Origin of the sequence: Kitasatospora sp. NBC_00240, from assembly GCF_026342405.1 — a bacterium.
Lineage (GTDB): Bacteria > Actinomycetota > Actinomycetes > Streptomycetales > Streptomycetaceae > Kitasatospora.
This window is the reverse complement of the sequence record NZ_JAPEMU010000001.1, coordinates 9,029,524-9,054,866: the sequence shown is the minus strand read 5'-3', so window position 1 is coordinate 9,054,866 and position 25,343 is coordinate 9,029,524. Positions and strand designations below refer to the sequence as shown.

At 73.0% G+C, this 25,343-nt stretch carries 24 protein-coding genes; 9 read left to right on the top strand and 15 right to left on the bottom strand.

Annotated features, from left to right (window positions below; genetic code table 11):
• Window position 1: 1 nt before the first annotated feature.
• The 14 genes from OG689_RS38395 to OG689_RS38330 form a co-directional block, all read right to left on the bottom strand.
• Window positions 2–298, bottom strand: coding sequence for a phosphopantetheine-binding protein (locus OG689_RS38395; RefSeq protein WP_266326244.1), 297 nt, complete (start codon window positions 296–298; stop codon window positions 2–4).
• A gap of 34 nt (window positions 299–332) precedes the next feature.
• Entirely contained in the window at window positions 333–1,262 is a 930-nt protein-coding gene (locus OG689_RS38390; RefSeq protein WP_266326242.1) for a 3-oxoacyl-[acyl-carrier-protein] synthase III C-terminal domain-containing protein, read from the bottom strand.
• Window positions 1,259–2,725, bottom strand: a complete 1,467-nt coding sequence (locus OG689_RS38385; RefSeq protein ID WP_266326240.1) for a condensation domain-containing protein — start codon at window positions 2,723–2,725, stop codon at window positions 1,259–1,261. Before OG689_RS38385 ends, OG689_RS38390 begins: the two co-directional genes overlap by 4 nt.
• Complete coding sequence (locus OG689_RS38380) at window positions 2,722–4,353, bottom strand: class I adenylate-forming enzyme family protein (protein WP_266326238.1); 1,632 nt, start codon at window positions 4,351–4,353, stop codon at window positions 2,722–2,724. The genes OG689_RS38385 and OG689_RS38380 overlap by 4 nt, the downstream gene beginning before the upstream one ends.
• An 88-nt stretch (window positions 4,354–4,441) precedes the next feature.
• Window positions 4,442–5,413, bottom strand: coding sequence for a transketolase C-terminal domain-containing protein (locus OG689_RS38375; protein WP_266326236.1), 972 nt, complete (start codon window positions 5,411–5,413; stop codon window positions 4,442–4,444).
• Complete coding sequence (locus OG689_RS38370) at window positions 5,413–6,393, bottom strand: thiamine pyrophosphate-dependent dehydrogenase E1 component subunit alpha (protein WP_266326234.1); 981 nt, start codon at window positions 6,391–6,393, stop codon at window positions 5,413–5,415. Before OG689_RS38370 ends, OG689_RS38375 begins: the two co-directional genes overlap by 1 nt.
• Entirely contained in the window at window positions 6,386–7,321 is a 936-nt protein-coding gene (locus OG689_RS38365; RefSeq protein ID WP_266326232.1) for a phytanoyl-CoA dioxygenase family protein, read from the bottom strand. The genes OG689_RS38370 and OG689_RS38365 overlap by 8 nt, the downstream gene beginning before the upstream one ends.
• Window positions 7,318–8,427 (bottom strand): 4-hydroxyphenylpyruvate dioxygenase, encoded by a 1,110-nt coding sequence (gene hppD, locus OG689_RS38360; protein WP_266326230.1) that lies wholly within the window; start codon window positions 8,425–8,427, stop codon window positions 7,318–7,320. Before hppD ends, OG689_RS38365 begins: the two co-directional genes overlap by 4 nt.
• Before the next feature lie 36 nt (window positions 8,428–8,463).
• The gene (locus OG689_RS38355) at window positions 8,464–9,750 is read right to left on the bottom strand and encodes a beta-ketoacyl-[acyl-carrier-protein] synthase family protein (protein WP_266326228.1); all 1,287 of its coding nucleotides are present in this window, start codon (window positions 9,748–9,750) and stop codon (window positions 8,464–8,466) included.
• A complete protein-coding gene (locus OG689_RS38350) occupies window positions 9,747–10,397 on the bottom strand; it encodes a hypothetical protein (protein WP_266326226.1) in 651 nt (216 codons plus the stop codon). The genes OG689_RS38355 and OG689_RS38350 overlap by 4 nt, the downstream gene beginning before the upstream one ends.
• The gene (locus tag OG689_RS38345) at window positions 10,394–11,551 is read right to left on the bottom strand and encodes a beta-ketoacyl synthase N-terminal-like domain-containing protein (protein WP_266326224.1); all 1,158 of its coding nucleotides are present in this window, start codon (window positions 11,549–11,551) and stop codon (window positions 10,394–10,396) included. The genes OG689_RS38350 and OG689_RS38345 overlap by 4 nt, the downstream gene beginning before the upstream one ends.
• Window positions 11,552–11,791: 240 nt before the next feature.
• Window positions 11,792–12,028 carry an acyl carrier protein gene (locus OG689_RS38340; RefSeq protein ID WP_266326222.1) on the bottom strand — a complete coding sequence of 79 codons (237 nt, stop codon included), beginning with the start codon at window positions 12,026–12,028 and terminating at the stop codon, window positions 11,792–11,794.
• 2 nt (window positions 12,029–12,030) lie between these two features.
• Window positions 12,031–12,315 carry an acyl carrier protein gene (locus OG689_RS38335; protein WP_266326220.1) on the bottom strand — a complete coding sequence of 95 codons (285 nt, stop codon included), beginning with the start codon at window positions 12,313–12,315 and terminating at the stop codon, window positions 12,031–12,033.
• Window positions 12,305–13,798: a class I adenylate-forming enzyme family protein gene (locus tag OG689_RS38330; RefSeq protein WP_266326218.1), complete on the bottom strand. Its 1,494-nt coding sequence runs from the start codon at window positions 13,796–13,798 to the stop codon at window positions 12,305–12,307. The genes OG689_RS38335 and OG689_RS38330 overlap by 11 nt, the downstream gene beginning before the upstream one ends.
• A 462-nt stretch (window positions 13,799–14,260) precedes the next feature.
• On the opposite strand from OG689_RS38330, the gene OG689_RS38325 reads away from it, so the two are divergent.
• From OG689_RS38325 to OG689_RS38285, 9 genes are all read left to right on the top strand, one after another.
• On the top strand, window positions 14,261–15,175 hold the full coding sequence (locus OG689_RS38325) for a methyltransferase domain-containing protein (protein ID WP_266326216.1): 915 nt from the start codon (window positions 14,261–14,263) through the stop codon (window positions 15,173–15,175).
• The gene (locus OG689_RS38320; protein WP_266326214.1) at window positions 15,172–15,525 is read left to right on the top strand and encodes a hypothetical protein; all 354 of its coding nucleotides are present in this window, start codon (window positions 15,172–15,174) and stop codon (window positions 15,523–15,525) included. The genes OG689_RS38325 and OG689_RS38320 overlap by 4 nt, the downstream gene beginning before the upstream one ends.
• A complete protein-coding gene (locus OG689_RS38315; protein WP_266326212.1) occupies window positions 15,525–16,742 on the top strand; it encodes a nucleotide disphospho-sugar-binding domain-containing protein in 1,218 nt (405 codons plus the stop codon). The genes OG689_RS38320 and OG689_RS38315 overlap by 1 nt, the downstream gene beginning before the upstream one ends.
• Before the next feature lie 191 nt (window positions 16,743–16,933).
• Window positions 16,934–17,698 (top strand): ABC transporter permease, encoded by a 765-nt coding sequence (locus OG689_RS38310; protein WP_266326210.1) that lies wholly within the window; start codon window positions 16,934–16,936, stop codon window positions 17,696–17,698.
• Between the two features lie 132 nt (window positions 17,699–17,830).
• Complete coding sequence (locus OG689_RS38305; RefSeq protein WP_266326208.1) at window positions 17,831–18,793, top strand: ATP-binding cassette domain-containing protein; 963 nt, start codon at window positions 17,831–17,833, stop codon at window positions 18,791–18,793.
• Between the two features lie 44 nt (window positions 18,794–18,837).
• Window positions 18,838–19,854 carry a UDP-glucuronic acid decarboxylase family protein gene (locus OG689_RS38300; protein ID WP_266326206.1) on the top strand — a complete coding sequence of 339 codons (1,017 nt, stop codon included), beginning with the start codon at window positions 18,838–18,840 and terminating at the stop codon, window positions 19,852–19,854.
• A gap of 615 nt (window positions 19,855–20,469) precedes the next feature.
• Window positions 20,470–20,688, top strand: a complete 219-nt coding sequence (locus OG689_RS38295; RefSeq protein ID WP_266326204.1) for a hypothetical protein — start codon at window positions 20,470–20,472, stop codon at window positions 20,686–20,688.
• A gap of 787 nt (window positions 20,689–21,475) precedes the next feature.
• Window positions 21,476–22,984: a glycoside hydrolase family 6 protein gene (locus OG689_RS38290; RefSeq protein WP_266326202.1), complete on the top strand. Its 1,509-nt coding sequence runs from the start codon at window positions 21,476–21,478 to the stop codon at window positions 22,982–22,984.
• A gap of 623 nt (window positions 22,985–23,607) precedes the next feature.
• A complete protein-coding gene (locus OG689_RS38285) occupies window positions 23,608–23,853 on the top strand; it encodes a hypothetical protein (protein WP_266326200.1) in 246 nt (81 codons plus the stop codon).
• Window positions 23,854–23,983: 130 nt separating this feature from the next.
• Here OG689_RS38285 and OG689_RS38280 read toward each other — a convergent pair whose 3' ends face one another.
• Window positions 23,984–24,997 (bottom strand): LacI family DNA-binding transcriptional regulator, encoded by a 1,014-nt coding sequence (locus OG689_RS38280; RefSeq protein WP_266326198.1) that lies wholly within the window; start codon window positions 24,995–24,997, stop codon window positions 23,984–23,986.
• Between the last annotated feature and the right edge of the window lie 346 nt (window positions 24,998–25,343).

Genomic DNA, 25,343 nt, shown 5'->3' with positions numbered 1-25,343 from the left:
GTCACGCCTCCGGGATCAGGTTCTGGGCGACGTAGTCGGCCAGGGAGCCGACCGTGGCGAAGTCGTGCCGGCCCAGCTCCTCGACGCTGATCTCCACGTCCAGGTGCTCCTCCAGCTCCAGGATGAGTTCGAGGCCGCTGGTCGAGCTCATGCCGAGGGCCTCCATCAGCGTGGTCGCGGCGGTGGCCCCGGTCACCTCGCGCTTGAGCACCTGCGGGAGCAGGGCGCAGATGTCGTCGACCAGTTGCTCGCGCAGAGCGGGGTCGATGGTCGGGAGGGCGGTGTCCCGCTCGGTCATCGTCGATCCTTCGGTGGTGGGTGGGGTGGGCGGGTCAGTGCTGGAGGACCATGGCGGAGAAGGTGGCGCCGCGTCCGGCGCCCGCGGCGGCCATCACATAGGGCTGGCCCGGCCGGAGCAGCCCCCGCTCCCGCGCGGTGCGGTGGTTGACGAGGTTGTCCGCGCAGAAGACGTGCCCGGCGGTCGCCACGTTGTCGAGCACGACCCGCTCACGGGGGTAGCCGAGGGTGCGGCAGACCTGGTGCCAGGCGACGTTGTTGACGTTGTGGGGCAGGATCACCCCGATCGCCTCCATGGTCAGGCCGGCCCGTCCGACGGCGGCGAGGATCGCCTCGGCCAGCGCGTCGGCGTAGATCCGCTGGAACTCCAGGGCCCGCTCCGGCTCGTCACTGTCGAACTCGCCCCTGAGGTCGGCCGCGTAGGACAGCACCCGGTCGCGCTCCCCGGTGGGGGCGACCAGGCAGGCCGAGGCGCCCTCGCCGAAGAAGGAGGTGTCCGGGACGATCCCGGCCTCGGGGGTGAAGGCCTTCTCCCCGGCCAGGACCAGGGCGAGGCCGTCCCGATCGCCGTCGGCGGCGAGCAGCCGGCCCGCCGCGTCGATGGCCAGCAGGCCCGAGGCGCAGGCGTGGTGGCCGACCGCGAACACGGTCGCCCGGTCGAGGCCCAGCTCCCGGCAGAGTTCCTGGACGGGGTTGTGCGGGTAGGGCACCACGGTCGGCAGGGTCCGGGCGTGCAGCACGTAGCGGACCTGGTGCTCCCGGCCGCGCAGGGCGGGCAGGCCGGCGACCGCGCCGCGCAGCAGGTCGAGCAGGGTGCCGTGCGGGTCGCGGGCCACCTCGCCGAGCTTGTGGTAGCGGCGGAAGATCTTGATCTGCATCGGGGACAGCCCGAACTCCTCGGCCAGGTCCTCGATCGGCGTCCGGCCGGTCGGCAGGTGGTCGGCCACCGCCAGCAGCGCCGTCACCGGAGCAGCTCCGGGGCCGGTTCCGGGGCCTCCGCGGTCTGCGCCGGCTCCTGCTGCCGCTCCTGCTCCGCCGGCCCGTCGCCGACCAGCGGTCCGGTGCGCGTGCCCGGATCGAGGGCCGCCTCGACCGCGAGCGCCTCCACGCCGAAGGCGAGCGCCTCGGCGTCGTTTGAGGAGAAGTAGTGGGTGTTCGTCTGCACCTCCATCAACAGCGCGTCGGGGAGGTCGTCGAAGGCCACGTAGAGCGCGCTGACCGTGTCCTCGGTCTGGTGGGTCCACCGGAATCCGCTGTCCTCCCGTGCCTTCCGCAGCTGCCGGGCCAGCTCCTCGGTGTCCGACGCGGTGCCCTCCTCCGGCGGCCGGTTGGACGTGCGGTCGTTGAGAAAGCACTGCACGTCGACGCGCTCGCCCCGGTCCGCCGAGACCCGGGCGATCAGTTCGTTCAGCTTCTCCGGGTGGAAGTAGGCGTGCTTGAAGGTGGCCAGCGCACCGCGCCGGGTCAGCTCGACCACCTCGTCGACGGTGCTGTCCCCGATGTCCAGCACCGAGATGCCGGCCTGGGCGACCATGCACACCACGTCGCTCAGGTCGGACCGGAAGCGGTTGTTGACGACGGGCCGGACCACCACCGGGCCGGTGACGTTGATCCGCCGAAGCGCGACCGCGTACAGGGCCTGCAGAACGGTCTGGGTGTCGGTACCGGTCCGCTCGGCGATCAGCGGCACCGCCAACCGCAGGGCCCGGGACTCGAACAGGCCCACCCGGTGCCGGGGGGTGTCCTGGTCCGCCACCGGCGGGAACCGGCGGGCCGGGATCGTTCCGAGGACCCGCTCCCAGTGGCGCAGGGCCTTGCCGTTCTGCCGCTGCCCGGCCGGTGAGCGCTGCCAGCCGGCCTGCTCCAGCGGCTGCAGGCCGGTGACCGGCGCCGTCGAGCGCTCCTGCACCTCGCGGAGCATGATCGCCCCGCCGACGGCATCGGTGACCAGGTGGTTCATGATGCTGATCAGATGGGTGGCCATGCCGTCCCGGCGCACCATGCCCATCCGGACCGGCCATTCGGTGGCGTAGGCGAAGTCGGTGGCCCGGTAGTGCTGTTCGACCTGGTCCGCCACCTCGTCGGGATCACCGTCCCCGGCGTCGTAGACCTCCAGGGTGGTGCTGCCGGAGCCGAAGAGCTCCTGGGTGGGCCAGCCCGCCGCGTCGAACCTGAGCAGGGTGCGCATCGAGGGGAACCGGCTCATCAGGTAGCGCAGTTCCTCGGCCACGCCGGCGACGGTCGTCCCGGCGGGCAGGGCCATCCGGCCGCCGATGGGCAGCGAGCTGCGCTGGTCGACCATCGCGTGCCAGATCTCCCACATCCCCCAGGACATCTCGTCGACGCCCGAACCCTCCCCGGTGAAGTCCACGGTCACCCGCTCGGCGGGCTCCCGGACGGGTACCTGCCGGGTCTCCTGCTCGCTCATCGGACCGCCGCCATCTCTGCCAGGTGCCGCTGCCGCATCAGGAACTTCCGTACTTTGCCGGTCGGGCCGAGGATCAGGTCCTCCTCGGAGACGGCCACCACCCGGCGCAGCGTCGCCGCCGCCGCGTCCGTCAGCGCGGCGCGGACCGCCGCGGTGCGGTCGGCGTCCGGGTCTGCGGTGGGGTGCAGGGCGAGCAGGACGTCGGTGACGACCGCGCCGTCGGCCTCCAGCGAGACCACCGTGCAGTCGTGCACGTCGGGACAGTTGGCGAGGATGCGCTCCTCGCTCATCGCGGTGTACAGCCACTCGCCGCCGCCCAGGTCGACGGCGTCGACCGCCCGGTCGACGTGGAAGTAGTAGCCCTCCTCGTCCCGGTACATCAGGTCGCCGGTGAGGTAGTAGCCGTTCAGGCGGTTGCGGTAGGTGGCGTTCGAGTCGTTCCAGTAACCGGGGGCCAACGACGGCGCCTTCAGGCCGAAGTGACCGACCTCGCCGACCTCGACCTCGCGGCCGGTGGCGGTGTCCAGCAGCGCCACCTCGGCGAAGCCGTGCGGCACCCCGACGCAGCGCCCGTAGCGCTCGGTGCCGGCGCTGTGGGTGATGTGGAACGCGGAGTGGCCCATCTCGGTGGAGCCCAGGCCGTCGACGAAGCTGGACCCGGGGACGCGCCGGACCCCTTCGCGGGTGACCGTCTCCCGGGAGCCGGCCGCGACCAGGTTGCGGATGTGCGGCTCGTGCGCGCAGTCGCCGGTGTTGAACCAGAGCGACACCGAGTCGAGGTCACGGCCGGCCAGGTCGTGGCGGGCCATCCGGGCCCAGGTGGCCGCGAAGCCGAGGACGCCGGTCGGACGCCAGCGCTCGATGGCGTCGACCACCGCCGCGCCGTCGTTCTGGGTGGACAGGAACAGCAGCTCACTGCGGTTGCACAGGGCCAGGTTGAGCGCCGAGATCCCGGCGGCGTGGGCGGCCGGCAACGCGCTGAGGATCCGGTCCGTCCCCCTGGCCCGGGGGGCCGCGAGGCGGAACAGCCGGGTGGCGGCGAACAGGCTGGCGTTGGAGTGCACGACGGCGGTGGGCATCCGGGTGGTGCCGGAGGAGTGGGTGATGGCGATCGGGTCGTCGTCGTGGTGCCGGTACGGGGCCGGGGCCGCCGCCGGGTCCCCGGTGCCGGTCGCGGCGGTGTCGGCGTGGATGCGGACCCCGAGGTCCTCGCCGGCCAGCCGGGCCCGGTGCTCCGGGTCGGTGAGCAGCCCGACGCCGCGCAGCCGCCGGACGTACTCGGCGGCGATGTCGCCGGGGATGTACTGGTTCATCAGCGCGGGGATCGCACCGAGCCAGGTCAGTGCCAGGAAGTTCAGCAGGCAGTCCGCGGAGCCGGACACGTAGACCGCGACCGGGTCGCGCGGGCGGATGCCCTGCCCGTGCCACCAGGCCGCCCGGGCCGCCACCCGCTCGCGGAGCTGCCCCAGGGTGAGGCCCTGCTCGGCCGGGTACCCGTCGACCGGGACGTCGAAGGCGGCGCCAGGACCGTCCGGGTCGGCCCCGTGCTCGAAGAGCTTGTGCAGCACGTTGCCCGCGCCCAGTCCGGGGTCGGCGGCCAGCCGCGCTCTGATGTTGGTGCCCGTCACTCTGCGCTCCTTGAAGGGTGTCCGTGCGGGTGTCCGCACGGCTGCCCGTGCGGGTGTTGTTCGGGGGCCCGCGGAGGCGGGGGCCCGTTCATCCGGCCCCGACCGCCTTCTCGACGGCCGCCCTGAGCTGCGCCCTGGTGGGCTGGCAGGCCAGGTCGAGTCCCCGGGCGAAGGGCAGGACGGCCCCGTCCGGCCGGGTGACCCGCCGGGGCGGCGCGATCAGCCGCATCTCCTCGGCCGCGGTGGCGATGATCTCCCCGCCGACGCCGCAGGTCCGGTTGGAGTCGTCGACGACGACCAGCCGCCCGGTCCGCTCCAGCGAGGCGGCCAGTCCGGACCAGTCGAACGGGAACAGTGAACGCGGGTCGAAGACCTCGACCGAGATCGAGCCGGCCAGTTCCTCGGCCACCGCCAGGGCGTCGTGCACCAGGTGGCCGACCGCGACCACGGTGACGTCGGTGCCGCTGCGGTGGATCCGGCCGACCCCGAGCGGCACGGGTGCCAGCCGGGCGAGGTCCAGGTCCTCCCGCACCCCGAGGGCTCCGGAGGGGGCGAAGACCACGACCGGGTCGTCGTCCCGGATCGCCGTCGCCAGCAGCCCGTAGGCGTCGGCCGGGGTGGCCGGCACCACCGTCTTCACCCCGACGTGGGCGAACAGGCTGTAGGGGTGGTCGGAGTGCTGGCCGGCCCAGCTCTCCCTGGAGCCGGAGCCCGGCAGCAGGTAGGTCACCGGCACCCGGGTCTGGCCGCCGGTCATCAGCGAGAACTTGTGCGCCTGGTTGGCGATCTGCTCGAAGACCAGGAACAGCAGCGCCGGGATCTGGAACTCGATCAGCGGCCGCAGCCCGGCCATCGCCGCGCCGGTGGCGAAGCTCGTGAACGCCTGCTCGGAGATCGGTGTGTCCAGCACCCGGTCCGGACCGAAGCGCTTCAGCAGCCCGGCGGTGGCGTGGGTGACGGCCACCCCGACGTCCTCACCGAACACGCAGACGGCCTCGTCGCGGTCCATCTCGTCGCCGATCGCGCGGTTCAGCGCCTTGAGGTAGGAGAGGTTCGGCATCAGTTGGCACCCGCCCTGGCGCGCATGCCGGTGGCGTAGAGGTGGTCCAGCGCGGTGGCCGGGTCGGGGTGCGGGCCCTCGCAGGCGAACCGCACCGCCCGGTCGAGCAGTTCCGCGACGTCCGCGTCGATCGCGGCGCGGGTGGCGGCGGGGATGCGGGCGCCCTGGATCTCCAGCGGGTCCCGGGCCCGGCCGGCCGCGATCTCGGCGTCGGTCCGGTAGCGGGGGCGTGCGGTGTGCTCCCAGGTGTGATGGGCGTCGAAGCGGTAGGCGGTGCACTCCAGCAGGGTCGGGCCGTCGCCGGCCCTGGCCCGGGCGACCGCCTCGGCGGTGGCGTCGCGGACCGCCTCGGGGTCCGTCCCGTCCACGGTGCGGGCCGGGATGCCGAAGGCGGCGGCCCGCCCGAGGATGCTGCCGGCCACCGTGTCGGCGGTCCGCATCGTGGTCGCGAAGCCGTTGTTCTCGCAGACCAGGACGAGCGGCACCCGCCACAGCGCGGCCAGGTTGAAGGCCTCCAGCACCACGCCCTGGCTGACCGCGCCGTCCCCGAAGTAGGTGAGCGCGACCCGGTCCGAGCCCGCCCGCCGGAAGGCCCAGGCGGCGCCGGCCGCGATCGGCACGGCGGCGCCGACGACGGCGTTCGCCCCGAGCACGCCCACGCCGAAGTCGGCGGCGTGCATCGAGCCGCCGCGGCCCTGGTTGAGCCCGGTGGTCCGGCCGGCCAGCTCGGCCATCGTCCGGGCCGGGTCGGCGCCCTTGGCCAGGACGTGGCCGTGACCGCGGTGGGTACTGGTGATCACGTCGTCGGGGCGCAGCGCCGCGCAGGTGCCCGCGGCGATCGCCTCCTGGCCGGTGTACGGGTGGATGCCGCCGAGCACCACCTTGGCCCTGACCAGTTCGACGGCCCGTTGTTCGAAGCCGCGGACGAGTGCCACGGTCCGGTACAGGGTGGCGGCCGGGTCCGTCGTCGGGTCAGCCATGGCCGGCAGCTCCGTCGGCCCGCCAGAGCACCGGGCAGAACGCCGGGTCCGCGTAGTCGGGGCGTCCGTCCGGCAGCCGGCGGACCAGTACGTCGTGGTTGTAGGCGGCGGGGGCGCCGTCGCCGAGCGTGAAGTCGCAGTACTCGTTGGCGCCGTCCTGGAGGTGGAAGGAGATCGCGCGGCGCGGCCGGCCACTGCGGTTGGGGCCGCTGCCGTGGTACGTCCGGCAGTGGTGGAAGCTCATGTGGCCCTTGGGGATGATCATCGGCACCTTGCGGATCACGGCGCCGTTGAAGGCGGCGTTCGCGGCGAGCACCCGCTCCAGGTCGGCCTTGTCGCGGTCGGCGAAGTGCTTGGTCATCGAGTCCTGGCGGCCGGTCTCGCGCCAGAGGTGGCTGCCGTCCACCACGGTGAGGGTGCCCATCTCCTCGTCGCAGTCGTGGAACGGGACGAAGGCGGTCAGCATCCGCTCGGACGTCGAGGTGGACCAGTAGTGCTTGTCGAAGTGCCAGGGCACGATGTTGCTGGGCTCGCCGGCGACCGGCGGCTTGAGGATGAGCGTCGACTGGAACACCCGGATCTCGTCCGCGCCGGCCAGCAGTGCCGCCACCGCCCCGATCAGGGGCTTGCACAGGACCTCGGCGATCGGGTCGCTCTCGTGGTGGACGTAGTCGTTGTGGCGCTGGACCGGTCCGTCCGAGGGCTGCCAGGCCGCCAGCCGGGGCGGGCGGACCGGCAGGGTGCGGCTGCGCCCGCCGGCGTAGTAGTCCTCGCTCGCGGCGGCCAGCCGGTCCACCTCCTCGTCGGTGAACAGCTTCTTCGTCAGGTACCAGCCGTGCGCGGCGTAGAAGGCGATGTCGTCGGCGTCCGGCAGCAGCGCCAGTTCCTCGTCGGTGAGGTCGAACCGCAGGGTCGGGGCGGCGGTCATCGGTGGCCCGCCTCGGTGGTCAGGGGGATCTGGACGGACTGCCGCACGGTGGCGAGCTCCCTTTCCTTGGCCTCGTAGAGGGCGGGTATGTTGCTGGTGCCGAAGGTGCGGGCGCCGTGACGCTCGATCAGCTCCCAGAAGAAGGTCCGGCGGACGTGCATCGAGGTGGCGAAGATCTGGTACATCTGGCCCCAGTGGTCCCGGTCGACCAGGATTCCGCGGCCGCGCAACCGGGCCACCGGGAGGTCGACCGGCCCCAGCCGGCCGTCCAGCGAGTCGTAGTAGCCGTCCGGGGTGGACGCGAAGCCGACGCCGCGCTCCGCCAGGGTGTCGACGGTGGTGACGATGTCGCGGCTGCTCAGGGCCAGGTGCTGCACGCCGGGGCCGTCGTGCCAGGCGAGGAAGTTGTCGATCTGCCCGGGGGTGCGGCTCAGGTCCGGCTGGATCAGCGTGAGCGTGACGCCACCGCCGGGGCTCTGCACCACCTGGGAGAACATGCCCTGCTCACCGACCTCGATGTACTCCTCGAAGATCACGTCGAAGCCGAAGGCCTTGCGGTAGAAGTCCGTCGTGCCGGCGAGCTGCCCGTCCGACACGCAGACCGCCGCGTGGTCGATGCTCCGCAGCAGGTCCGGCGACGCCGGCGGCGCCACGTCCAGCATCTCGATCAGACCGGGCATGAACTCCCGCTCCGAGCCGTGCCGTTCGACCAGCCGGTGCACCACGTCGCCGAAGCCGGAGACGGTGGCGGTGACCACCGAGGTGCCCTCGCGGGTGTGGGTCCGGGGGGCTTCGAGGGCGGTGGCGCCGCCGGCCACCGCCGTGGTGTACGCGGCGGTGGCGTCCCGGCTGCCGAGGGCGAGCACGGCCACGCCGTCTCCGTGCCGGGCGACGTACCGGGCCGCCGGATGGTCCGGCGCCAGCCCCGAGGTCAGCAGCACCCGGCAGTCGCCCTGGCCCAGCAGCAGGCTTCGCTGCCCGGCCAGACCGGTCTCGGGACCGCCCTGCCCGAGCAGGCGGAAGCCGAGCCCGGAGCACAGCACGAACGCCGCCTGGCGCGCGTCGCCCACGTAGAACTCGACATGATCGACGCCGAGGAAGTCCATTGCGGTAGCCGTTCCTTCTCTGTTCGCTCGGTGCCGTCAGACGGCTCTGGCGAGCCGGGTGCTCGGCAGGCCGTAGACGAGGCTGATGTTGTGGCCGCCGAACCCGAACGAGTTCGACATGACGTGGCTGATCCCGGGCGCGGCGCGCGGGCCCTTGCGCACGTGGTCGAGCTCGCAGGCCGGGTCGGGGTCGTCCAGGTTGTGGGTGGGCGGCAGCAGCCCGCGCCGCAGCGCCAGGACGGAGACGGCCGACTCGACCACCCCGGAGGCGCCGAGCAGATGGCCCGTGACCGCCTTGGTCGAGCTGACCGGCGGGGCGTGCCCGCCGAAGACCTCGCGGAGCGCGAGCGCCTCGGCCTGGTCGCCGAGCCTGGTGCTGGTGCCGTGGGCGTTGACGTAGCCGATGTCCTGCGGCGATACGCCCGCGCTGCGCAGCGCCTGCCGCATGCAGGCGGCGGCGCCCGCGCCGTCGGGGCGCGGGGTGGTCGGGTGGTGGGCGTCGTTCGTCGCGCCCCAGCCGAGCACGTCGGCGTACCCGGCCGCGCCGCGCCCGTCCGCGTGCTCGGCGCGCTCCAGCACCAGCACCCCGGCGCCCTCGCCCAGCACCAGGCCGTTCCTGCGGCGGTCGAAGGGCCGGCTGGCGCCGGTCGGATCCTCGGCCCAACCACGGGCCAGGGCACGGGCGTTGCCGAAGGTGTCGACCAGGGTGGGGAACAGCGGTGCCTCGCTGCAGCCGACCACCACCACGTCGGCCTCGTCGGCGCGCAGCAGCCGCAGCCCTTCCCCGACGGACTGGGCCCCGGCCGCGCAGGCCGTGCTGATGGACGAGCTGTAGCCCCGGATGCCGTGCCGGATCGCGACCCGGGCCGCGCTCATGTTGGGCAGCATGGCGGGCAGCAGGTAGGGGCTGACGCCCAGCCGGCCGCGCCGGGTCCGCAGGACGACCTGGGCCTCCAGGGTGGCCAGCCCGCCGTTGCCGGAGAGGATCACCCCGATCCGGTACGGGTCCACGTCCCGGCCCACCTCGATGCCGGCGTCGGCCAGCGCGTCCGCCGCGGCCCGCATCGCCATCACGATGTAGCGGTCCACCAGCCGGGTCTCGGGCGCGGGCAGGACGGACGTGGGGTCGATCGGCGCGGCGAAGCCGGCCGTCTCCAGCGATCCGGCCAGCGGCCCGTCGGGGTCCGGCCGGGTCAGCCCGGACCGGCCCTCGCACATCGCCGCCATCACCTCGTCGGCGCTGCACCCCACCGGAGTGACCAGGCCCATCCCGCTGACGACGACGTCGGCCTGCCGGGTGCTGGTGTGGCGCGGGTCGCTCACGGGTGTTCTCCCTCGTGGAGTTGCGGTTCTTGGCCCGGCCGCGGCCCGGGGCCGAGCAGGACGGCGGCCGCGCGGTCGAGGCCGTCGGGGGTGTGCGCCTGGTCGACGCGGATCAGCAGGGCCTCCTCGGCGTCCCCGTCGGCGATCAGCAGTGCCGCGACGGCCGTCGCGGCGGCGGTGTCGCCGACGCAGACCACCGGGCCGGTCAGCCGCCACCGCGCGGCCACGTGGCCGGCCACCGCGTTGGGGACGGCCTGGAAGAACAGCAGCGGTCCGATCCGGGCGCCGCCGTCGACGGCCTCGGCGACGTGCGCGGCGCCGGCGAGGTCGCCCAGCGGGCTGACCACCACGACGGCGGTGACCGGCCGTCCGGCGCCGTCCGGTCGGCCCGGGGCCGGCACCGGGGCGGGGTGCCGCTGCAGGCAGCGGCGGGCGGTCTCGGCGGCGAGCGGGCTGAACGAGGAGACCACGAACCCGGCGATCGCCGGTGCGACCTGGTCCTCGGCGGACTCCGGCCATTGCGCGGAGGACAGCACCCGCAGGCCGGCTGCCGAGGCGGCCCGGGTCAGGGCGGCGGCGGAGGCGGCATGGGCAAGAGGTACGGGACCGGCCGCGGCGCCGGGTGGTGAGACGCTGGTCAGGTTCACGGCGCGCCGACCAGGAGCGCGGTGTTGGCGCCGCCGAACGCCGTGGTGAGGCTCAGCGCGTGGTCGGCCGCGGAGGGCGCGGCGCGGTCGAGCACCAGGTTGAGCGGGCAGCTCTCGTCGGGGCCCAGGAAGCCGGCGTTCACCGGCAGCCTCCCGGCGCGTAACGCCGCGATGGTGACGACGAGTTCGAGCAGCGCGCCGGCCTCCAGCGCCTGGCCGTGCACGGACTTGGTGGAGCTGACCGGCACGGTCGACGCGCTGTCGCCGAGCGCCAGGTGCAGGGCGGCGGCCTCGGCCGTGTCGCTGACCGGGGTGCCCGAGCCGTGGGCGTTCACGTACCCGATCCGGTCCGGGCGGACGCCGCCCCGGTGCAGGGCGTCGGTGATCGCCCGGGCCAGCCCGGTGCCGTCCGGGCGCGGTCTGCACACGTGGTAGGCGTCGCCCGCGCGGCCCCAGCCGGCCAGCACGGCCAGCGGCCGGGTCCGCCGGGCCCGGGCCGCCGGCGCGGCCTCGACCACCACGGCGACCACGCCGTCGCCGAGCAGCAGCCCCGTGCGGCCGGCGCTGAACGGGCGTACCCGCCCGTCCCGGGCGAGTGCCCGGCCCGCGTCGAAGACGGCGAACTGGTCGGCCTCGACCAGGTAGCCGGCCGCCACCACGATCCGGTCCGCCTGCCCGTGGGCGACGGCCGCGGCGGCGTCGGCGACGGCGGTGCTCGACGCCACGCAGGCGGAGGTGTAGGCACGGGCCTTGCCGGACAGTCCGGCCCGCCGGGCCACCGCGTCCGCGAACACGTCGGCGCCGTGGACCGGGCGCTCTGCCGGGGTGGCCCGGGCCAGCTCCGGATCGCCGTGCACGGCGAGGTGCAGCGGAGTACCGGACCGCTGCACCGTGGACAGTCCGGCCTGGTCACAGGCCTCGCGGACGGTCCGGTCCAACTCCTCTGCCAGGACCGGGTTTCCGGGGTACGTCGCGGCTTCGCCGACCTGACGGCCGGCCACGTCGAAGCGCAGCACCGGCGCGAAGGCCGGTGCGCCGTCGAGCGCGGCGGACAGCAGCGGCCGGACGCCGCGGCCGAGGGCACTGAGCACGGCGGCCCCGGTGACGACCACGGAGCGGGGGCCGCGACGGACCGCCGGCTTGCTCTCGGTCACCCTTGCTCCCCTTCGTTCTCGGTGTTCCGACGCCGGGTCGGAAGGTGGCGGACAGTCGTGTGTGGCGGGCCGGGCGGCCGGCGCCCGCCGGCCCCCGGGCCGGATCGGGTACGCCCGGACGGCGCCGGGTCGGGCAGCTCCGGCTTCAGGCACCAGCGGCTCCAGGCACCTCCGGCTTCAGGTACCTCCGGCCGAGGCCGGTCGGGTACGCCCGGCCGGGTCGGGTCAGGCTGGGGCAGGTCAGGCCGGGTCGGGTCGGAGCTCGCCGAGGCCGGCGAGGAGGTCGACCACGTCGGACACCGTGCTCATCCGGGCCAGGGTGTCGTCGTCGAGGCGACGGTCGTAGCGCTGCTCGATCTGATGGGCCAGCCAGGCCAGTTCCATCGAGTCGATGCCCTCCGGCACCTCTTCCGGCGTGCGGTCGCCGAAGCCGGCGAGCATCGCGACGACCTCGTCCCGCCCGGGTGCGGCCGACACGCTCAACGGCCCGTGGCCGACGCGGACCGGATCCGGGCGGCCACGGCCGCACCGAACTCCCCGACCGTCATGGTGCCGAGCAGTTCGGCCTCGTCGTCCTCGAAGGTGACGCCGAAGCGCTCCTCCACCCGGACACCCAACTCGGCGAGGGAGAGCGACTCCAGGTCCGCGCCGGCCGGGCCGAGCAGGGTGTCGTCGTCGACGTCGGTGATGTCGTAGTTCATCGCGCTCAGTGAGGTGAGCACGAACGCGCGGATCTCCTCGGTGGACATCGCCTCAGTGGACATCGCTGGTAGTTCCCTTTCGGTCGGACCGTTCGTGGACGGTAGGTGTCTGCGGCGACCCGCCGGCGCCGCTCAGGGCGGCCCGGTCGCGGACCAACTTCCCGGTGGCGGTGCGCGGCAACTGGTCGACGACATGGATCAGGCGGGGACGTTTGTAGGCCGCCAGCCGTTCGGCGAGCTGCGCCTCGATCTGTGCGGCGGTGCCGCTGCCCGGGCGCAGTACGACGTAGGCCTCGATCGAGGCCCCGAGGACGACGACCGCGGCGGAGACCTCGGGCAGGGCGGCGAGGGTGTGTTCGACCTCGGTGAGGTCGACCTTCAGACCGCCGACGGACACCTGCGAGTCGAGCCGTCCCAGCACCCGGACCCGCCCGGTGCCGGGGTCGACCGCGCCGCCGTCCTTGGTGTGCAGCCAGCCGTCGGCCCAGCGGGTGGGGCCGCCTCCGCCCGGATTCCCGTGGTCGAGGTAGGGCGACGCCTCCCTCGCGATCAGCAGTTCGCCGTCGACGGCCCGCAGGGTGAGGCCGGGGGCGGGGGTCACTTCGGGCCGGTGCTCACCGAACAGGTCGGTGGCGATGACGCCGACCTCGGTCATCCCGTACATGCTGCCGAGGCGCACACCGTAGCGGTCGACGAAGGCCTCGTGCACCTGGGCCCGGACCAGCTCCCCGCCCGTGGTCATGCCGGTGAGCTGGGGCAGTCGCGGTGGCTGCGCCACCCAGCCGAGCAGTTCGATGTGGAACGGCACGCCCAGCAGGGTGGTCGGCTCGGGGCCGGCCGCGACGGTGGCGAGGATCCCCTCCGCCGTGAGCCGGCGCGGGACCGCGAGCCGTACGCCGGCGTGCAGGCTGTGCAGCAGGCCGCCGACGAGTCCCAGTACGTGCACCATCGAGGCCGTCGAGACGATCCGCTCGCCGGCCCTGGGTACCCCCTCGATCCGGGCGTACCGGCCGAGTTCGTCGATCAGATCGGCCGCGGTGCGACCGATGATCTTCGCCGGCCCGGTCGAGCCCGAACTGAGCTGGACGACCGCGTGCGAGGTCCGCGCCGGCCTGCCCGGGCGGGCGGTGACGACGTCCTGTTGATGGTAGAAGCCACCGGCCGGTCCGCCGCCGGCCGGCCGCTCGGCGGTCACCACCACCTGGGGGTCCAACCGGGCGAGTGCCCGGTCGGTCTCGTAAGGGGTGAGCCGGTGGTCGAGCAGTGCGGCCTGGGCCCCGATCCGCCAGCTCGCCAGCAGGTTGGCGACCAGGGCGAGCGAGGGGGCCAGGCAGAGGGCGACCGAGCCGCCCCGACGCAGGCCGGCCGCGGCGAGCACGGCCTGCCTGACGCTGACGAGCTGGCGCAGTTCGTCCCTGCTGACCGGTTCGTCGAACGTCAGGCAGGGCTCGGATCCGGCCCCGCGGAGAAGGACCTCGTCGACCCAGGAGGGGTCGGGCGGGAGGGCGGCTAAGCCTCCGGGTGAAGTTGTGGCAGCAGCCTTCATGGAGAACCAGAACCTCTTTCAGGTACATGACCAAAGGAGCTGACAGAATTCCCACGCCGAACTTTCAACTCTGAATTGCCTGATGTCAAGTCCTGTAACTTTCATGGCATTTCACGGCATGCTGGGTTCAAGTTGTGATGGCACTACCGGGTTTGTTTGGCGCATTGACGGGGGAGCGCTCCCCCGCTAGTGTGGCCGCCGGTTGGCCAACTGCCATGATCTGGCCGGGTTTTGCCGCACTCTGACTACCCGCCAGTAACTCTCGCCGCCCGGTCGGGCGGTTCACTCTTTTTCGGCAAGGCCGCACGTGGCCGGCCTATTCACGCACTTCCGGGCGGCGGGCACCGAGGGCGTGGCCGGCATTGGATCAGACCAATCCCGCGGCGTGGATTTCCTTTCCGCCGCCTTGTTCCGCCGCCTTGTTGTACGCATTCATGCCAACTTTTCGAGGACAGGCATCACGTGGAACCAGTCATCGACCCCGGCCTGAACTCGGCCGTGGAGCGCTACTACGACATCACCCTCGATCTGTACGAGGACCTGTGGGGCGAACATGTCCACCACGGCTTCTGGGACCCCGGGGAGACCCCCGGACTGGAAGGCGCGGACCGGCACGCGGCCACCGACCGGCTGGTCCACGAACTCGTCGACTACACCGGCGTGCCCGCCGGATCGCGGGTGCTGGACGTCGGATGCGGCATCGGCGGCCCGGCGATGCATCTGGCCGGGCCGCTCGGCTGCACCGTCGAGGGGATCACCCTCAGCGCCCGGCAGGCCGCCCGCGCCAACGAGAAGGCCCAGGCCGCCGGCCTCGCCGAGCGCGCCCGCTTCCACCAGCTCGACGCACTCGCCAACGGCTACCCGGACGAGTCCTTCGGCGTGGTCTGGGCCGTGGAGAGCCTGATGCACATCGCGGACCGGGAGGCCTTCTTCGCCGAGGCGATGCGACTCCTCACCCCGGGCGGCACGCTCGCCGTCGCCACCTGGGCGGTCCGCGACGGCGAACTCGACGACGACGAGCGGGAGCTCGTCCGGCAGATCCTGGTCCACCAGGTGATGCCCGACTTCTCGTCCCTGGAGGAGCACGAGCGACTGGCCGCCGCGGCCGGCTTCGCCGACGTGGCCACGGTGGACTGGAGCGGCGCCGTCGCCAACTCCTGGGACCCGGGCTTCGCGCAGATCCAGCAGTTCGAACGGGGCCCCAAGCTGATGCGCGACCTGGCCCGCCGGCGCGGCGTGGACGTCCTCGGCTTCTTCCACGCGGGCCCGTTGATGAAGAAGGGCTTCGACACCGGCGTCATCACCTACGGCGCGTTGCGGGCCACCAAGCCCCGGCAGGACTCCCCGCGGACGCCGCCGTCCGGCCTGACGCCGTGACCGCGGACCCGGCCGGGGCGGAGGTGGTCCGCCGGATCGCGGAGCTCCTGCGGGAGGTCGTCGGCGAAGACCGCGCCTGGTCGGACGCCGTCCGCCCGGACACCCGCCTCGACGGAGAACTACTGTTGGAGAGCCATGAGTTGGCGGCCTGGAGCCTGGTCCTGCGGCGCGCCTACGGGGACCACGTGGACCTGGTCGAGCACGTGGCCGGCCTCGACATCGACCAGATCATCGCGCTGACCGTCGGGGACGTCGCCGACCTCGTCGCGGCCGGGCAGGACGAGAACGCCGGGCAGGACGAGAACGCCGGACCGGCCATGGCCGACTCCACGACCCCGGCACGGTACTGATGGGCCGCTACCTCTTCGTCTCGCTTCCGCTGACCGGCCACGTGAACCCACTGGCCGCCGTCTCCCGGGAACTGCTCGGGCGCGGGCACGAGGTGCTCTGGGCCGGCTCCGAGTCCTTCCTGCGACCGCTGCTCGGCCCGGACGCCTCGATCGCCCCGATCCCGCTGCGGGCCCACCGCGGCCAGGCGGACCGGGGCATGGCCGCCGCGAAGTCGCGCTGGGACGGCTACATCGTGCCGCACGCGAAGAGCACGCTGCCGGGCATCGAGCGGGCCGTCGCGGCCTTCCGGCCCGACGTCCTGGCGGTGGACCAGCACGCGGTCGCCGGCGCGGTCGCCGCCCACCGGGCCGACCTGCCCTGGGCCTCGCTGGCGCCGACCACCATGGAACTCACCCGCCCCTACCGCGCGCTGCCCAAGGTGGAGGAGTGGATCCACCAGCGAATGGCGGCCGTCTGGACCGCCGCAGGCCTCCCCGGCGAACCGCCGCACGACCTGCGCTTCTCGCCGCACCTGCTGATCGGCTTCACCGGCGAGGCCCTGACCGGCCCGCTGGAGTGGCCCGGGAACGCCGTCCTGGTCGGCCCCGCCCTGGCACCGAGGGCTCCGGACACGGCATTCCCGTGGGACTGGCCGGACCCCGCCCGGCGCCTGGTCCTGGTCACGGTGGGCACCCTGTCGCTGGACCTCGCCCGGGAGTTCCACGCCCGGGTCGTCGAGGCCCTGCGACCGCTCGGTGACAGCGTCCAGGCGATCCTGGCGGCGCCGGACGGCACCGTCACCGAACCGCCGGCGCACGTCCTGGTCCGCCCCCGGGTACCGGTGCTGGAACTGATGCCCCGGCTGGACGCGGTGGTCAGCCACGGCGGGCTGAACACCGTCTGCGAGGCGCTGGCCCACGGGGTGCCGCTGGTGGTGGCCCCGATCAAGGGGGACCAGCCCATCAACGCCGCCCAGGTGGTGGCGGCCGGCGCCGGCCGGCGGGTCCGGTTCGCCGGCGTCCGGCCGCAGCAGCTGCGCGAGGACCTGCTGGCCGTACTGGACGACCCGTCCTACCGGGCCGCGGCTCGGCGGGTGAGCGAGTCCTTCGCCGCCGCCGGGGGCGCACCGGCCGCGGCCGACCACCTGGAGGCCCTGCTCGCCAGAACCGCCGGGTCCGGCCGACCCGGCGGACCCGGCCTGCCGGCCGAGGACGCCCCGGTCGTCCGGAGCTCCTGAACCACCGAGGGCCTCCGAACCACCCGGACCTCGTGCACCACCCGAGCCTCCTCGTCGCCACCCGGACCTCGTGCACCACCCGAGCCTCCTCGTCCACCCGCGCCTGGACCACCCAGGCCTCCCGGCCGCAGGCCGACCACCCAGGCCCTCCAGGCCACTTCGACATCCAAAAGAACGGGAAGCGCACAGACGTGAAGACGCTCCGCGACACCTGGCTGGTGTTCCAGCGGCACATGCTGCTGATGGTGAGGTCCCCGCTCTCGATCGTCCTGGGCGTGGCTCAGCCGGTCGTCTACCTGGCCCTGTTCGCGCCGCTGCTCAAGCCGGCGCTCGCCTCCATGGGCGCCGGCTCGATGACCGACGCCTACCGGATCTACGTGCCCGGCATGCTGGTCGCCCTGGCCCTCGGCGGGGGCCTCTACGTGGGCTTCGGCCTGCTCGCCGAGCTGGGCTCGGGCGTCATCGAACGGGCCCGGGTCACCCCGATCAGCCGGGTGGCGCTGCTGCTCGGCCGGGCCCTGCGGGACGTGGTCACGCTGGTCATCCAGGCCGGCATCATCATCGTGCTGTCCATGCCCCTCGGACTCTTCGTCCGGATCCCGGACCTCCTGCTCGCCTACGTGCTGCTGGCGCTCATCACCCTGACCAGCGCCTCGATCTCCTACGGCATCGCGCTCAAGGTGAGCAGCCCGGACGTGCTCGGACAACTGGTCAACAACCTCGCGCAGCCGCTGATGCTGCTGTCGGGGACGCTGCTGCCGCTCGCGCTGGCACCGCTCTGGCTGCGCCGGGCCTCCGACTGGAACCCCTTCAGCTGGACGGTGGTCGGCATGCGCTCGCTGTTCGCCGGCCACGCCGGCGATCCCGCGGTCTGGCAGAGCATCACGCTGATGGCCGCCATGGCGGTGCTGGCGCTCACCTGGTCGGCCCGCCTCTTCGCCCGCTCCGTCCGGTGACGGCCGACCCGGGCCGGGCAGCGGTGCCCGTGCCACCCGTGCCCCCAGCAGGACCCGTGCCCGCCGTCGTGGCAGCACCCGCCCTCGCCCCCACCTCCGCACCGATCCCCGCCGGCTGACAAGGACATCCCGATGATCGAGACCAACGGACTTCGGAAGTCCTTCCAGACCGGACGGCGCCGCAAGAGCACCGACGTGGAGGCGGTGGCGGGCCTGGACCTCACCGTGGCCGAAGGTGAGATCTTCGGCTTCCTCGGTCCCAACGGCGCGGGCAAGACCACCACCCTGCGGATGCTCGCCACCCTGCTGCGCCCGGACGCCGGCGACGCCGTCATCGCCGGCGCCGACCTGCGCACCCAGCAGGCCCAGGTCCGCCGCAGCATCGGCTACATCGCCCAGGGCGGCGGCACCTGGGACGATGTGACGGCCCGTGAGGAACTGGTGATGCAGGCCCGGATGCACGGCATCGGCAAGGCCGAGGCGCAGAGCCGGGCGGTCGCCGCCCTCGACGCCTTCGACCTCACCGAGTACGCCGACCGCAACTGCCGTACCTACTCCGGGGGGCAGCGCCGGCGGGTGGACATCGCCCTCGGCGTGATCCACCGGCCCAAGGTGCTCTTCCTGGACGAGCCCACCTCGGGCCTGGACCCGCAGAGCCGCTCGCACATGTGGGACGAGATCCGCCGGCTGCGCAGCGAGGGCATGACGGTCTTCCTGACCACGCACTACCTGGACGAGGCGGACGCACTCTGCGACCGCATCGCCATCATCGACGGCGGCGGCATCGTCGCCGAGGGAACGCCGACCGCACTCAAGCGCTCGATCGCGGGCGAGGTGGTCACCGTCGGAGTGGCCGACGCCGACGCCGCGGAGAAGGCCTCCGGGGTGCTGGCCGAGCAGGAGTGCGTGCGCTCGGCCGAGGTGCGCGAGGGCGGCGGGCTGCGCCTGTCGGTGGACGCCGGCGAGACGGCGATGCCGCAGATCATGCGGGCCCTGGCGGACGCCGGGATCGAGCTGGCCACCATCGAGCTGCACCGCCCCACCCTGGACGACGTGTTCCTCACCAAGACCGGCCGCTCGCTGCGGGAGTCCTGACCATGACGCGCGGTACGGCGACAGAGACGACAGAGGAGAAGCAGATGGACCGGAGCGGCCGGGACGCGGACAGGTCGGGCAGGTCGGACGGCTTCGGCCCGGACGAGGAGCGCACGGTCCGCCGGGCGGTGGTCACCGGCGGCGCGGGCTTCGTCGGCTCGCACCTGTGCGACCGGCTGCGGGAGGAGGGCACCTCGGTCGTCTGCGTCGACAACCTCCTCACCGGATCGGTCGACAACCTGGCCACCCGGGCCGACGACCCGGGGTTCGTCCTGGACCGCAGCGACGTCTCCGAGGAGTTCGACGTCGAGGGGCCGGTCGACCTGGTGCTCCACCTCGCCTCGCCCGCCTCGCCGCACGACTACGCGAGACACCCGATCGAGACCCTCAGGGCCGGTGCCCACGGCACGCTGAACGCGTTGGAGCTGGCGCGCCGCAAGGGCGCCCGGTTCCTACTGGCCTCCACCTCGGAGGTCTACGGCGACCCGCTGGTCCACCCCCAGGTGGAGTCCTACTGGGGCAACGTCAACCCGGTCGGCCCCCGCAGCCAGTACGACGAGGCGAAGCGCTTCGCGGAGGCGCTCACCACCGCCTACCGAACCGCCCTGGGCGTGGACACCGTGATCGTCCGGCTCTTCAACACCTACGGTCCGCGGATGCGGCCCACCGACGGACGGGCGGTGCCCACCTTCATCACGCAGGCGCTGGCCGGGCGGCCGCTCACGGTCGCCGGCGACGGCGGGCAGACCCGATCGATCTGCTACGTGGACGACACCGTCAGCGGCATCCTGGCGGCGGCCGCCAGCGGGCACCACGGGCCGGTCAACATCGGCAACCCGGTCGAGCTCAGCGTCCTGGAACTGGCGGAGCACATCCGCGAGTTGTGCTCCTCGGCGTCGCCGGTCGAGTTCGTCGAGCGGCCCGGGGACGACCCCACCCTGCGTCGCCCGGACATCGGACTGGCCCGGTCGGCGTTCGGCTGGCAGCCGGTCGTGGACTTCGAGAAGGGCCTGGCGCTGACGATCGACTGGTTCGCCCGGCTCTCCCCCGGCGGTCCGTGAGCCGTCCGGTCCCTGAGCCGTCCGGGCGGTGACACGTCCGGGCGGTGACCGATCCGGCGGACCCGGCCGGAGCCCGGCCCGGGAGGACCGGTGGTGACGGCGCCCGTTGCAGGCGCTCCGGCTCCGGCCGATGGGGCGGGCGGCCCTGTGCGAGTAGGGAGTCTCCCCGGTGGTGACATAGCATCCGAGCGGCAGAACGCACACCTGTTCACGGGGGACTACCGCACTTGTTCAAGAGATCGACGCCGAGGCCGTCCGGGACAACCGCGAAAGCGGCCCGTAACATCGGGGCGGCGGCGCTGGGCGCCCTGGTGCTCGGCCCGTGCTTGCTGGTGGGGCCGCTGGGCCCCGGACCGGGAACGCCGAAGCAAGCCTGCGCGCGTCGAGTCCCGGGACGAGGCGCTGACCCGGGCGGATCTAATCCAGGACCACCTGCGCGACCTGACGGGCCTTGAGCGCGATCCGTGGGGCAAGCTCCTCGCCTACCACCGGTGCCCGGGTCGCGGCAGGGGCATAGCCGATGAGGGTGAGGCGTACCAGCTCAGCTCGGCGACCCAGTTGAAGGCCACGGACGATCAGCGTCCCGAGGTGATCCGAGCCCTGCGGGAGAGGCTCGTGAACGAGGGCTTCAAGATCACCTGGACGGAGTCCGCCCCGGCCGCTCGGGCCGCCTCACCCACCGGCGGCTTCGAGGCCGTCCACGAGCCCGACCGGTACACCGTCTCCCTGAAGGGCGGGGCCGAGGCCGACGAAGGCGTGATCCTCGTCGTCACCCTGCCCTGCCAGGCGCCGCCCGCCGGCGCCGCGTCGCCCGCCCCGACAGCCGGCACCTGAACCGGCGCCTGAAACTGCTGGGCCATTTCGGAACGGCACGATGGCATGCCGCCCGGGCCGCTCGGGGCGCGAAGGACAGGACCGGGCCTCCCACTGCGGTCCGAGGACCGGTTCGCACCCCGCGGCGCCGCCTCAGGTGAGGACCGCAGGCCTCAGCACCTCGTCGCACCACCGGCGGAAGGTGGTGGGCGGGTCGGTAGCCGGCCCCGGTGCTCTCGATCACGGCGTCCATCGCGAAGGCGGGCGACAGCCGTCCGGCGTGCCGGGGGTAGCCGCGGCCCCAGGCTGGTGACACCGGCCACGCGCCTGACGCCCTGGGCCTGGACGGCGTCGCAGGCCGGGCGGGTGAAGTCGAGGTAGTGGTCCTCGATGTCGTCGGCGCCCGGGTTCGGCGGGACGAGCCACAGGACGCTGTCGGCGCCCTTGGACGCCTCGGCGAGGGCGTCCGGACCGGTCGAGGGCCGCGTCAACGACGTGAAAGCGCAGCATGTTCGGCAGAGCGAAGTCACTGCTACTGCGCAAACGACTCCTCCGCTCCCCCGTACCCTGTCCGGTCCCCGCTCCCCCGTCCCCGGGTTGACCGGGGTGGCCGGGGTGGCCGGGGATCGCGGGAGCGCTCCCACCTCCCGATGCTCATGGCGGTCAAAGCCGGAGAAAACTTCTCGTGCGTCAGGGATTACGCCGAGGCCGTGGCTTGGCTACGCTCGACCTCGATCGCGGGAGCGCTCCCACGTTCATCTCGACCGTCCTGGATCCTCTCCCACCCGAGAGCACGCGGAGAACACCCATGAGCACCCCCGAGTCCGTCCGGCGCGCCGCCCCCTCCCCCGACGGCCGCGCCACCGAAGAGCAGCCCGCAACGTCCCGGCGACGCCGCACCGCCCTGCTGGCTCTGGCCGCCGGAGCGACCGCCGGAGCCGTGCTGCTGGCCACCCAGACCGGGGCCGGCGCCGCCGTCCAGGGCAGCCTGGCCGGCGGAACGCAGTTCTACAAGGACCCGGCCTCCCAGGTCGTCAAGTGGGTCGCCGCCAACCCGAACGACTCCCGCACTTCCGTGATCTCCAAGCGGGTGGCCAGCCAGCCGCAGGGCATCTGGTTCGCCAACTACCGCCCCGACACCATTACTTCGGATGTCCGGACGATCACCGCAGCAGCCGCCGGAGCGGGCCGGGTACCGGTGCTGGTGGTGTACGAGATCCCGAACCGCGACTGCGGCGGCGCCTCCGCCGGCGGCGCCCCCGACCTGGCCTCGTACGACGCGTGGGTGACCAAGTTCGCGGCCGGCCTCGGCAGCGGCCCCTCGCTGATCGTCCTGGAGCCGGACTCGATCGCCCTCACCACCTGCCTGTCCGCCCAGCAGCAGACCGACCGTTTCGCCTCCCTCTCGCGGGCCGGCGCCACCATCCACGCGGCCGCCCCCAACGCCAAGGTCTACCTGGACGGCGGCCACTCCACCTGGAACAGCGCCGCCACGCAGGCGGACCGACTGCGCAGTGCCGGCATTCTGGCCAACGCCAACGGCTTCTTCACCAACGTCTCCAACTTCAACACCACCGCGGGCGAAGTCGGTTACAGCAAGTCGGTGCTGTCCGCCCTGGGCAACCCCGGTAACCTGCACGCCGTCATCGACACCAGTCGCAACGGCAACGGCCCGGCGGGCGGCGGCGCCTGGTGCGACCCGGCCGGCCGCTCGATCGGCAACTACCCGACCGCCGCCACCGGTGACGCCTCGATCGACGCCTTCCTCTGGGTGAAGCCCCCGGGCGAGGCCGACGGCTGCGCCGCCGCCGCGGGCACCTTCTCGGCGGACGTCGCCTACCAGCTGGCCGCCAACGCACCGGACCCGAGCCCTCAGCCGACGGCCACGCCCACCGCCACGGTGACCCCGACGGCGACCGTGACACCCACCGCCACGGCGACCCCGACCGCGACGCCCACGGCGACGGCGACCCCGACGGCCACGCCGACGTCCGGCACCACCGCCTGTTCGATCGCGTACCGGACCAACACCTGGAGCACCGGCTTCACCGCCGACATCACGGTCAAGAACACCGGCACGGCCCCGATCAGCAGCTGGACGCTCAAGTGGACCTACGGCGGCGACCAGAAGGTCACCGGCTTCTGGAACACCAAGATCACCCAGTCGGGTGCGGTCGTCACCGCCACCGACCTCGGTTACAACGGCACCCTCGCCGCAGGCGCCTCCACCGGCTTCGGCTTCCAGGGCACCTACAACGCCGCCAACCCCACGCCCACCGCGTTCACCCTGAACGGAGCAGCCTGCAGCGCCATCTGACGAACCGTCCGGAGAACACCCGCTGATGCCGCCGGCCGGAAGCCCTCCGGCTGGCGGCATGAGCGGGCCGGGGCCGGCCACCGGGGCAGCCGTGGCCCTCACGGCGACGCAGAGCGGGAGCGGACGGCGGGGTCGTGCCGGCCGCAGACCGTATCGTGGTGGCGCTCACCATCGGAACGCGCACACCGGGGCCCACATGACCGTTCACCGGCCAGGACTACCGGAGGACCTTACGCCGGCCGAGGAGCTGTGGGCGCGCTGGGCGCTGCTCGCCGCCCTTGAGGCCACCACCGAATGCCAGGAACGCCCGCCGGTCCACCGGTCCGGCCGGTGGACCGATGACCAGGGCCTCCGCCGGGACGACAGCGGCTGCACCTGGTGGGTCATGTCCGAGCAGGGTGAGGGCCGGTTCGTGCTCTACGGCGAGGACGAGGGCGAGCGAGGTGAAGTGGCACGAGCCGGCGATCGACGTGCTGGCGGGAGGCCCGGACCGGCTGCCCTACGAGGAATTGCGGGACGGACTCGGAGGGCGCTAGATCGGCTGCGTCCACTGGTACGAGAACGGCGCCTGGGCCCGGGCGCCCTACCCGGACGGCCTTGACGACGACGGCCTGGACTGCGGCATGAGCTGCTTCATCGACCGCAGCGAGGTCCTGGGGGAACTGAGGAAGCACCTGGTCGACCCGGACGGCCCGAGCGCGGACAGCCTCCTGACCGACGCGGAAACCTACCGACTGGAGCCGCACCGGCTGCTGGAACGGTCGGGCCGGAACAACCGCTACGGCCATCAGTCGGACCGGCCGGCCCTCACCAGGGCGCTGGCCCGAACTGGTCCGACCGGGGAGTTCCCGGGGACCAGCAGGCTCTGACGACCAGGACCGCAGCCGGCGGCCGGCAGAGCACGTCGGACCTGCCCGACACCGGCCGGCCGAGGTACCGGCCGTCACCGAAGAGCGCACGCCACCGCCCGCCGCCGGTCGTTCCCCGACACGGCCACGGTCAGTCGGACACCCGCTGGACGGGCCGCTCCCCCGATCTTCGTGCGATGAAGCGGGTGAGCAGGACGACCTTCCGCGGAGCGGAGCGGTCACCGTCGATCCGGGAGAACAGGAGGTTGGCCGCGGTGCTGCCGACCGCTACCGGGTCCTGACTGACGACGGTCAGCGGCGGGTCGAGCTGTTTGGCGAGCGGCAGGTCGTCGAATCCGACGATGGACATCGGGGTGGGGTGGTCCAGCCCGTTCAGCACCCCGAGGGTGATGACGTCGTTGCTGGTGAACAGGGCGGTCGGCGGATCGGGCAGGACGCGCAGTTCGGCGAGGGCGTCCTGGGCGTCACCGTGGGAGCGCAGCCCGTGCCGTACGAGGTCGGGGTCGACCGCGAGCCCGTGGTCGATGAGTGCCTCCAGGTAGCCGGCGTAGCGCTCGGACTGGGTCCAGATCTCGTAGCGGTCGCCAAGGTAGGCGATCCGGGTGTGGCCGTGGCCCAGCAGATGGGTCACGGCACCCCGCGCGCCGTCCCGGTTGTCGACGGTGACGGTGTCGACGTCGAGGCCCTTGGCCGGGCGGTCCACGCAGACCACCTGGGTGCCGGCCTCCATCGGCGGTTTGAGGAACCCGTGGCCGCCGATGGTGGGAACGATGATCAGGCCGTCCACCTGCCGGGCGGTGAACGCGGCGATGACCTCGCGTTCCCGGCGCGGCTCGTCGTTGGTGCTGCCGACCAGGACCAGGTAGCCGCGGCGGTGCGCCTCGTCCTCGACCGAACGGACCATCAGGGCGTAGAAGGGGTCGGCGAGATCGTCCACCACCAGGCCGATGGTGGACGTCCCGCGTCTCTTCTGCCGCAGGTTGCGCGCATTGTCGTTGCGCTGGTACCCGAGCTTGCGGACCGCCCGCTCGACCCGCGCGGCGGTGTCGGGCGAGACTCCCGCCTCGCCGGCGATCACCCGGGAGACGGTCATGAGACTGACCCCCGCCGCCTGGGCCACGTCCTTCATCGTCGGGTGCTTCACAGGCATCCTCCTCGGCACGCTCCCAGCGTGCTCCTGCCGGCGCCGTTGTCCCCGATCAGAGACCACCTGGCCGGGGCGGACGGTGAAGTCGGCGCCCTGGAGGGCGTGCACCTGGCCGTAGCGCTTGCTCACCTTCCGGGCTTCCGGAAGGGGCTCTGTCATTGGACCGGCCTCCGGACCCGTCTTGGTAACGTTCACGCGATTGACCTGAGTCTGCTGCCGCACATGACGGCCTGTCAATACTCATGAAGTCGTCGAGTTACTCGTCAACTCCCTGGAAGCAAGGCTAGTTGATGTTATGTCATGGCCTTGACGAGCGATTCGCCGCATCGCAACAATTGCGTCT

Coding starts and splice junctions, on each gene's coding strand:
- OG689_RS38395 (WP_266326244.1), bottom strand. CDS start 298: ATGACCGAGCGGGACACCGCCCTCCCGACCATCGACCCCGCTCTGCGC.
- OG689_RS38385 (WP_266326240.1), bottom strand. CDS start 2,725: ATGAGCGAGCAGGAGACCCGGCAGGTACCCGTCCGGGAGCCCGCCGAG.
- OG689_RS38375 (WP_266326236.1), bottom strand. CDS start 5,413: ATGCCGAACCTCTCCTACCTCAAGGCGCTGAACCGCGCGATCGGCGAC.
- OG689_RS38370 (WP_266326234.1), bottom strand. CDS start 6,393: ATGGCTGACCCGACGACGGACCCGGCCGCCACCCTGTACCGGACCGTG.
- OG689_RS38365 (WP_266326232.1), bottom strand. CDS start 7,321: ATGACCGCCGCCCCGACCCTGCGGTTCGACCTCACCGACGAGGAACTG.
- hppD (WP_266326230.1), bottom strand. CDS start 8,427: ATGGACTTCCTCGGCGTCGATCATGTCGAGTTCTACGTGGGCGACGCG.
- OG689_RS38335 (WP_266326220.1), bottom strand. CDS start 12,315: ATGTCCACTGAGGCGATGTCCACCGAGGAGATCCGCGCGTTCGTGCTC.
- OG689_RS38330 (WP_266326218.1), bottom strand. CDS start 13,798: ATGAAGGCTGCTGCCACAACTTCACCCGGAGGCTTAGCCGCCCTCCCG.
- OG689_RS38315 (WP_266326212.1), top strand. CDS start 15,525: ATGGGCCGCTACCTCTTCGTCTCGCTTCCGCTGACCGGCCACGTGAAC.
- OG689_RS38305 (WP_266326208.1), top strand. CDS start 17,831: ATGATCGAGACCAACGGACTTCGGAAGTCCTTCCAGACCGGACGGCGC.
- OG689_RS38300 (WP_266326206.1), top strand. CDS start 18,838: ATGGACCGGAGCGGCCGGGACGCGGACAGGTCGGGCAGGTCGGACGGC.
- OG689_RS38290 (WP_266326202.1), top strand. CDS start 21,476: ATGAGCACCCCCGAGTCCGTCCGGCGCGCCGCCCCCTCCCCCGACGGC.
- OG689_RS38285 (WP_266326200.1), top strand. CDS start 23,608: ATGAGCTGCTTCATCGACCGCAGCGAGGTCCTGGGGGAACTGAGGAAG.